Here is an 8069-nt window from a genome sequence, read left to right on the forward strand (position 1 = left end):
GCGGAATAGCGGTCAGCGATTACGACGGTGACGGGCGTTTAGATATCTATGTGACTCATGGCCGAAATAATTTAGGTAAGCTTTTTAGTTTGCAGCAAGACGGCAGTTTTTCGGATACCACTGAACAAGCGGGTATTACTAGTTTGTCTGCCGGTCATGGAGGAGCATTTATAGATATCAATCTTGATGGATTACCAGACTTAATTAGTATTCAAGAACCGCCTACAGTAGTGCAAGTGTTTGGCAACAATGGAGACGGCAGTTTTACCGACATTTCGGAAACTACAGGTTTAAATCTTACTAAATCTACCTTGTCAGTTGCTGCTGGTGATCATGATTTAGATGGAGATTTAGATTTGTTCTTTACCCATTGGGATCCGATAAACAAGCAAGACCGCTGGGAGTTTTTTTGGCAAAATCAAGGTTCAGGCAATTTTATTGATATAAGTGATACTGTGGATATCGGTACATTTACCCCTGAAGAAGAAGGGGAGGAACCACAGTTAAGATACGAATATTCTTTTACTCCGGTATTTGCCGATTTTAACCAAGACCGCTTTCCTGATATTTTGCTCAGTGCAGATTATGGATACAGCAAAGTCTTAGTCAACAATGCAGGTACTGGATATGTTGATTACACTCCTCCTACAATTAGTGATCGTTCTGGTATGGGGGGAAGTGTCGGTGATTACGACAATGATGGTGATTTAGATTGGTATGTTTCGGCCATTGGCGATACACGGGAAGAGTTTCTCAAAATAGGTTTATTTGATGGTAGTCGTCTTTATAAAAACGATGGGAATGGCAATTATACCAATGTCACCGATGCAGCTGGTGTAAGACAATCATATTGGGGCTGGGGAACTTGTTTTGCAGACTTTAATAATGATGGTTATCAAGATATTTTTACCGTAAACGGTTACGACGGCTGGACGGAAGAACAGTCGGTAAGTCGTTCTTATGAGCGTTTTAATGATGATCGTGCAGTACTCTATATCAATAATGGTGACAGCACCTTCACCGAAAAGGGAATAGAACTTGGCATAACACATACCGCAATGGGCCGTGGCCTGGTTTGCTACGATTATGATCGTGACGGCGATTTAGATATGTTAATTGCAAACAGTGGAGAGTCTCCCAGTTTATTTCGCAATAACAGTTTTGCAGACTCTAATAACTTTCTGAATATTCAATTAAAAGGTTCTAGATTAAACCCCCAAGCGGTAGGTGCGCTCATTACTATTACAGTCAATGGCCAAGAACAAATACGCGAACTACAACTGGGAAACAATTATGTATCTCAAAGCCCGGTAGAAGCACATTTCGGTATTGCTGATAATCAAGTGATTGATAAAGTGCAAATTGTTTGGCCAGGATTAGGCGCAGAGACAAGCGAATTAACTAATGTTCAGGCTAATCAGTTTCTTGTTATTTACCAACCTAAGTAAACATTTCTGGTATCAGTTAGGTGGCTAATATAGCCATTGGAATTGATGTTAGTTTGATTAGAGTGGGGAATAGAAAATCTTTAAGTGCTTGAAGTCTGTTATGCAATAGAAAGTCTTTAAGATAAAGACTAAGGGTACTGATCAGTAGAGACATTCAATCGGTACCCTTAGTTACATTTATAGTCTTATTCTTTGACTAATATAGCTTCTAGTTCTTCCAATGATTTACCTTTTGTTTCGGGTAAAAATTTAAGAATTATCAGAAGGCCTACAAACGCAAAACCACCATATATTGCAAAGGTCATTGTTGCTCCTAAGTTTGCCAGCTCCCATGGGAATACCAGTTGCACTAAGAAGCTTACCCCAGAATTAATTAATCCAACGAACGAGATTGCTATACCGCGAATTCGATTCGGAAACAATTCAGAAAACAACACCCACATGACTGGCCCAAGGGATACTGCAAAGCAAGCTACAAAACCTAAAATGCTTACTAAGATGATTGTGCCATTCATTTGAATTGCTGCCGAAACTAAGGCTGATTCGAATTGCATGGCTTGTCCAGCACCCAACAGATCGCTAATGGCTGATTTGAAGGCCAAATCGCTGGTGAATGTTGAGCCAATTATAGGTTGTAATGCTTGAATATTTATTTCTGTTGAAAGGCTGCTAAGGGCTTGCGCCGTTAATGTGTAGGTTGCAGCATTAAATTGATAGGCCAAGCTAAACATACATACAATAATGCCTGTCACACCCACGACTAATAGAGATTTACGGCCTATTTTGTCTATCAGTGCGATAGCTATTAAGGTAAATACTACGTTGGTAATACCGACTAATATAGCCTGCATAAATGACGCATCGGTACCTAAACCGGTTTGCTCAAAAATCATCGGTGCATAAAAGAAAACGGCGTTGATACCGGTAATTTGCTGAAGTATCGCAATAGAGATGCCGACTATCATGACTAGGCGCATAGAAGGCTTAAGTAAATCCATAAATGAGCCTTTAATCTTATTCTGTTCAAGATTAATGTTATCGGTTATTTGCTTGATTTCCTGTTCTGCATTTTGTTCACCTAAGGCTTTGTTCAAAATGACGGTCGCCTCTTCAGTGCGCCCCTTCATCATTAACCAACGTGGGCTTTCAGGCACAATGGCGAGACATAGAAAATACAGCACGGCAGGAATAGCTTCAATTCCTAACATCCAGCGCCAATTCCACTCGGCGAAGCCCAGCGATTGCACCCATTGAGTGTCAGAGTCGGCGGCTTGTAAAATTAAGTAGTTGGTAAAAAACGCCACAGATATACCCAAAACAATATTTAACTGATTGAGTGAAACCATACGACCACGGTACTTTGCAGGACCAATTTCAGCAATATACATTGGTGCGATGATTAAGGCTGCACCTACTCCTAATCCTCCTAACATCCTTGCCAAAACAAGTGTTAAAAAATTTGGTGCAAACGCAGAAGCAATAGCAGAGATAAAAAACAAAGCGGCTGCTATTTTCAGAATCACTTTTCTGCCATATTTATCACTTAACGGACCGGCTGTTATCATTGCAAAAGTTGCTGTTAGAGATAGTGACGCTACTGCCCAACCTAGTTGAATTTTGGTTAAATTAAATTCAGGTTCGATAAATTTAACCACACCTGAAATAACTGATGCGTCAAAGCCCATTAGGAATCCACCTAATGCAACGATGATGGATACGTAAAATACGTAAAATATAGATTGAGGCTGATTGGTATTCATTCTTTTGCCTTATATGAAATGCTAGGTAAAACTAGGCTAGCAAAGCTAGACTATTCGCTTAAAAAAGACCGACAATTGCGACAGGGCGGTCTTAAAAAGCGATAGGGCGGACTGAACTGCTAGCCCATGGTAATAACCAAGTGTAAACTGAATAAAGTAGTCATTGCCACCTAAGTTAGCTGTAAAGGAATTTAATGTCTCACTCATTTTTTCAAGAAGCACCTTCAGCCAATGGTCGGAAAGTTATCTATCAATTTGGCCTGTTACATATTGGCTTTTGGTCATTTGTAAGCATCATCAGTTTTTTTTCGTTGACTCTTTGGTATGGACCTTATGATTGGTTTCACATCTTACATATCTGCTTGCAGGCTTTAATTGGAATCGGTTTTACCTTGATTTTATACTGGGTTTTTATGGGCATTTGGAATAAACCTTTTGCTCAACGAGCCAGTATGGGATTGTTGATGGTTTTGCTGGTGGCCTTTGTTTGGACGATAGTCAGAATAGAATTGTTTATGTGGGTAACGGAAGCCGGCAATAAATGGAGTGAATTTGGTGGTTGGCACTTTGCCAGCGTTTTTATCTTTCTGTGTTGGTCTGGGCTGTTTCACGGCATGCGTTACAACGATTTATTGAAGACCGAACACCGCATTATGCTCGAAGCGGAAGCTGAAACCCGTGAAGAACAAATCAAACGAATGCGTGCTCAGTCTATCGCGCGCGACGCTCAAATTAAGATGTTACGTTACCAGCTAAATCCTCATTTTTTATGTAATACCCTCAACGCGATTAATTCTTTAATAGAAGTCAGTGAATCTGAAAAAGCGCAAAGTATGACTGTGCAGTTAAGCCGTTTTTTAAGGCATTCCTTAGATAATAACCCCGACACTAAAATCACTCTTGAAAATGAAGTGAATGCGCTGAATTTGTATTTGAAAATCGAGAAAACTAGATTTGGCGACCGACTCAGTTTAGATTTTAACATTGAACAAGAAGCGAAACTGGCAACTGTACCCAGTCTTTTGTTGCAACCCATCATAGAAAATTCTATGAAACATGCGATTGCACAAAATGAATCAGGTGGCATTATTAGTTTATATGCCAGAGTTAAAAATAATCGGCTGATTATGCAACTGAGTGACACTGGCAGCGGTATCAAAGTAGCTAATAGCAAAATGGCTAGCTCTAAGGGAAGGGGAGTCGGTTTGCGTAACACCAACGAGAGATTAAAAGCCTTATATGAAGATGACTTCTCAATTGATATCGAAATTCTTCCCTCTGGTGGCTTAAAAACAACCATAGAGTTGCCTTGTGAAGATATGAGTAGTGAAATTAATACACCTAATCAAAGCCGTCCTAGTCATCAACAAAAGAGATAAAATATGCAAAAATTAAGAACATTGATTGTTGATGACGAACCACTCGCTTTAAAGCTGTTGCGCGCTAAGTTAGGTAAACTTGACACTATCGACATTGTTGGTGAATGTAAAAATGGCCGCGAGGCAATCGCAGCCACTTTAGACTTAGCACCTGATATTATTTTCCTCGATATTCAAATGCCCGGTTTAAATGGTTTTGATGTAGTCAAAAGATTACAAAGTGACATTTTACCACTGATTGTTTTTACCACTGCCTATGAACAATATGCCCTCGATGCTTTCGACGTACATGCGGTTGATTATATTCTAAAACCTATCGATGATGAGCGAATTGCGCGCGCTGTAGAGCGAGCGCTAGAAAGAATTGAAGGTGTTGAAGGGCATGATAATAAACCGCGTATTTTGGGTGCGATTGATAGCATTAATCAGAGAGAAAAAATGGGCGAGGTAGCCTCTCAAATAGTTGCTGATATGTCTGTATCGAATCAGATTGTAGATAAAAAAGTGGTGATAAAAGACAGAGACGAAATTACTATTTTGAAACAATCAGATATTGAGTGGGTTGATGCTGCAGGTGATTACGTATGTTTACATGCAGAAGGACAAACCCATATTAAGCGCAGTACCTTAAAAGAATTGTTGTCTGAATTGGATCCAAACGTGTTTAAGCGAGTACACCGGTCTACCATCGTTAATTTAAATTTTATTGATAAAGTTATCCCACACACAAAAGGAGAATGTTTTTTGTTGTTAGGTGAGTTTGAGAAGATAAAAGTGAGTCGTAATTATAAAGATGCAATAAAAGAATTTTTGTTGGGTGAGTGAGTTGGGTTGGTTAACGTTACCTCAAAACTTTATTTTTTTTCCGCTTCTCTAATTTTTTGAACTAGTCATTGACTAGCCTTGCCATTTTGTTTAAAAAAAAAGCATGTTTTACCGTCTGGAGTAAATATTGAGCGCATATGACGCTTGGCAAAGTTGGTTCATTTGTTTGTTCGGCCACAATTTCGGTTACGGTTCTTACGATTTACTGTTGGTTGAAAAACTAAGGTTGGTGCCGTTATTTCCCCAAGTTTTTGTAAGCCTAAGCTTAGACTATTGATACTTGCAGTTAATTATTAACCTAAAATTATCGTTAAATTGAAGGTGAACTTTTTGAGTTTTAATACCCAAAGTAGCAAAGAGTTGTAAAGTATTGTGCTTGCTGATTGAACTGCTATTGAGTATTTTATTAGGTCGGATGTCTAAATACGTTCTCCAAGTAAGCACTTAACAATTGGTCGAAAGTGAATGACGTGTCTACATAAAATGAAATACTTACAAGGGAACTCCTATGAAACTCACTATACAGGCAGCCATTGCTGCATTAATACTGACCGCACCCACTTTTGCTAATGACAGCATTATTGTTGTTTCAAAAGAGACTAAAGATATCGCTGCTAGTTTGCGTGATAAGGCTTTCCAGGATGATAGCGCTTATGAAATATTAAAGTCGTTAACCACTGAAGTGGGGGCTCGTCATCCTGGTACACCTGGTGAAAAAGCAGGTGTCGAGTGGGGCATTAAAAAATTCAAAGCGTTGGGATTCGATAAAGTTTATACGGAAGACGTTAATATGAATGGCTGGATTCGTGGGGTCGAAACGGCTGAAATTTTGTTTCCTTCCTATCAGAAAATGATAGTAACGGCGCTCGGCCGTTCTAAATCAACCCCAGAAGGCGGACTAGAAGCTAATATTCTACATTTTAAAAGTTATGCTGATCTTGAGAAAGTAGCAGATGGAAGCTTAAAAGGAAAAATCGCTTTTATCAGTAACCGTATGGAAAGGTTAAAAAATGGTGGAGGCTACGGCCCTGCAAATATCGCCCGTAGTAAAGGCCATGAGCTTGCCGCTAAAAAAGGCGCTGAAGCATTATTAATTCGCTCTATTGGCACAGATGACCACCGTAACCCACATACTGGCGCTACAAGTGTCGCCATGGGTTATACGGCGGTACCTGCTGTTGCCTTGTCTAATCCCGATGCAGACCAATTAGTACGTTTGATAGGTTATGGGCATAGTCCGAAGATCCGCCTTAATATCCAAACAAAAGATTTGGGGGCAATTGTCACCAAAAATGTTATCGGTGAAATTACAGGTCGAGAATTGCCAAAAGAAGTTGTTGTTATCGGCGGTCATTTGGATAGCTGGGATCTTGGTACTGGTGCCGTTGATGATGGTGCAGGCGTTGCAATTGGCATGGCTACAGCGGCTTTTATTAAGAATAATACCGATACTCGCCCTCGCCGAACTATTCGGGTAATCCTTTGGGGCGCAGAAGAACTCGGATTGATTGGTGCCCGCGCTTATGCCAAAGCAAGGCAAGAAGACGGTACCATTGCTAACCATGTGATTGGTTCTGAATCAGATTTTGGCGCGGGTCCGATATATGGCCTGCAGTCGTCTAACAATGTATCACCTAATGCATTACATGTGGTCGATACAATGGCTGGCATTATGGGGAAGCTGGGTGTTACTCGTCGAAGTGGCAATACTAGCGGTGGTCCAGATATGATCCCACTTTCAGCGCTTGGTGTTCCAGCGCTGAATATGATGCAGGATGGAACAGATTATTTTGATCTGCATCATACGCCTGATGATACTTTTGATAAGGTAAACCCTGAACATATGCGCCAAAATTTGGCCGTTTGGAGCGTCTTTACTTTCATAGCAGCCGAGTGGCCAGGGTCTTTTAAATAAGGCCTTTAAGCATTTGTGCAGCATACTAAAATCCTCGTCAGTACTGACGGGGATTTTTTATTTAAAAGAGAATAGAAAACACGCTAATTAGGCAATCAATGTTTGCTTTATGTTTCTTACCTTACAAGTCCATAATTAGCGTATTCTTATATGTTTGATTTATGAAAATAATAAATAATATTCGGCCCTTAGCAAGCCATTATATTGAACAATATAATTAAACCAAGGAATGTGTATCTATGTCATTTGGCTCTTTAGGCTTGTGTGCTGAGCTGTTGGAAACTGTTGCAGAGCAAGGTTATACAACACCATCTGCAATCCAAGTTGAAGCGATCCCGGCTGTGCTTAGCCTGCGAGATGTGATGGCGGTGGCACAAACTGGCACCGGAAAAACCGCTGGTTTTACCTTGCCTGTGGTGCAACTTTTGTCGGGTGGTTCGAGTCCGCAAGCTAAATCTGTACGTGCCCTTATTATTACGCCAACTCGCGAGCTGGCTGCTCAGGTAGCCAAGAGTGTTCAAAACTACAGTCGCCTTTTGAATATTCACTCTACAGTTGTATTTGGCGGTGTGCGGATTGAGCCGCAGATATCCGAATTGCAAGGTGGGGTGGATGTGCTTGTTGCGAAGCCAGGTCGTTTGATTGATCTTTATCATCAACAGGCGGTTAACTTTGAGCAGCTTGAGATATTGGTATTGGATGAAGCTGATCGCATGTTGGATTTGGGCTTTATCGATGATAT

Annotated in this window: 6 protein-coding genes; 5 read left to right on the forward strand and 1 reads right to left on the reverse strand. The window is 40.5% G+C overall.

Annotated elements, in window-relative coordinates:
• On the forward strand, positions 1-1448 hold a 1448-nt coding region (locus QZ488_RS20355), incomplete at its 5' end, for a CRTAC1 family protein (protein ID WP_293752199.1).
• Between the two features lie 185 nt (positions 1449-1633).
• Here QZ488_RS20355 and QZ488_RS20360 read toward each other — a convergent pair.
• On the reverse strand, positions 1634-3208 hold the full coding sequence (locus tag QZ488_RS20360; protein WP_293752201.1) for a sugar porter family MFS transporter: 1575 nt from the start codon (positions 3206-3208) through the stop codon (positions 1634-1636).
• A 194-nt stretch (positions 3209-3402) separates the two neighbouring features.
• Between QZ488_RS20360 and QZ488_RS20365 the strand changes: the two genes are divergently transcribed.
• The 4 genes from QZ488_RS20365 to QZ488_RS20380 form a co-directional block, all read left to right on the forward strand.
• The gene (locus QZ488_RS20365) at positions 3403-4587 is read left to right on the forward strand and encodes a histidine kinase (RefSeq protein ID WP_293752203.1); all 1185 of its coding nucleotides are present in this window, start codon (positions 3403-3405) and stop codon (positions 4585-4587) included.
• Positions 4588-4590: 3 nt separating this feature from the next.
• Positions 4591-5412 (forward strand): LytTR family DNA-binding domain-containing protein, encoded by an 822-nt coding sequence (locus QZ488_RS20370; RefSeq protein ID WP_293752205.1) that lies wholly within the window; start codon positions 4591-4593, stop codon positions 5410-5412.
• A gap of 508 nt (positions 5413-5920) precedes the next feature.
• Positions 5921-7327, forward strand: coding sequence for a M20/M25/M40 family metallo-hydrolase (locus QZ488_RS20375; RefSeq protein ID WP_293752207.1), 1407 nt, complete (start codon positions 5921-5923; stop codon positions 7325-7327).
• A 239-nt stretch (positions 7328-7566) separates the two neighbouring features.
• Positions 7567-8069, forward strand: a 503-nt coding sequence (locus QZ488_RS20380; RefSeq protein WP_293752209.1) for a DEAD/DEAH box helicase, incomplete at its 3' end; no start/stop codon positions are given.

It is taken from the genome of uncultured Paraglaciecola sp., assembly GCF_913020055.1.
Taxonomy (GTDB): domain Bacteria; phylum Pseudomonadota; class Gammaproteobacteria; order Enterobacterales; family Alteromonadaceae; genus Paraglaciecola.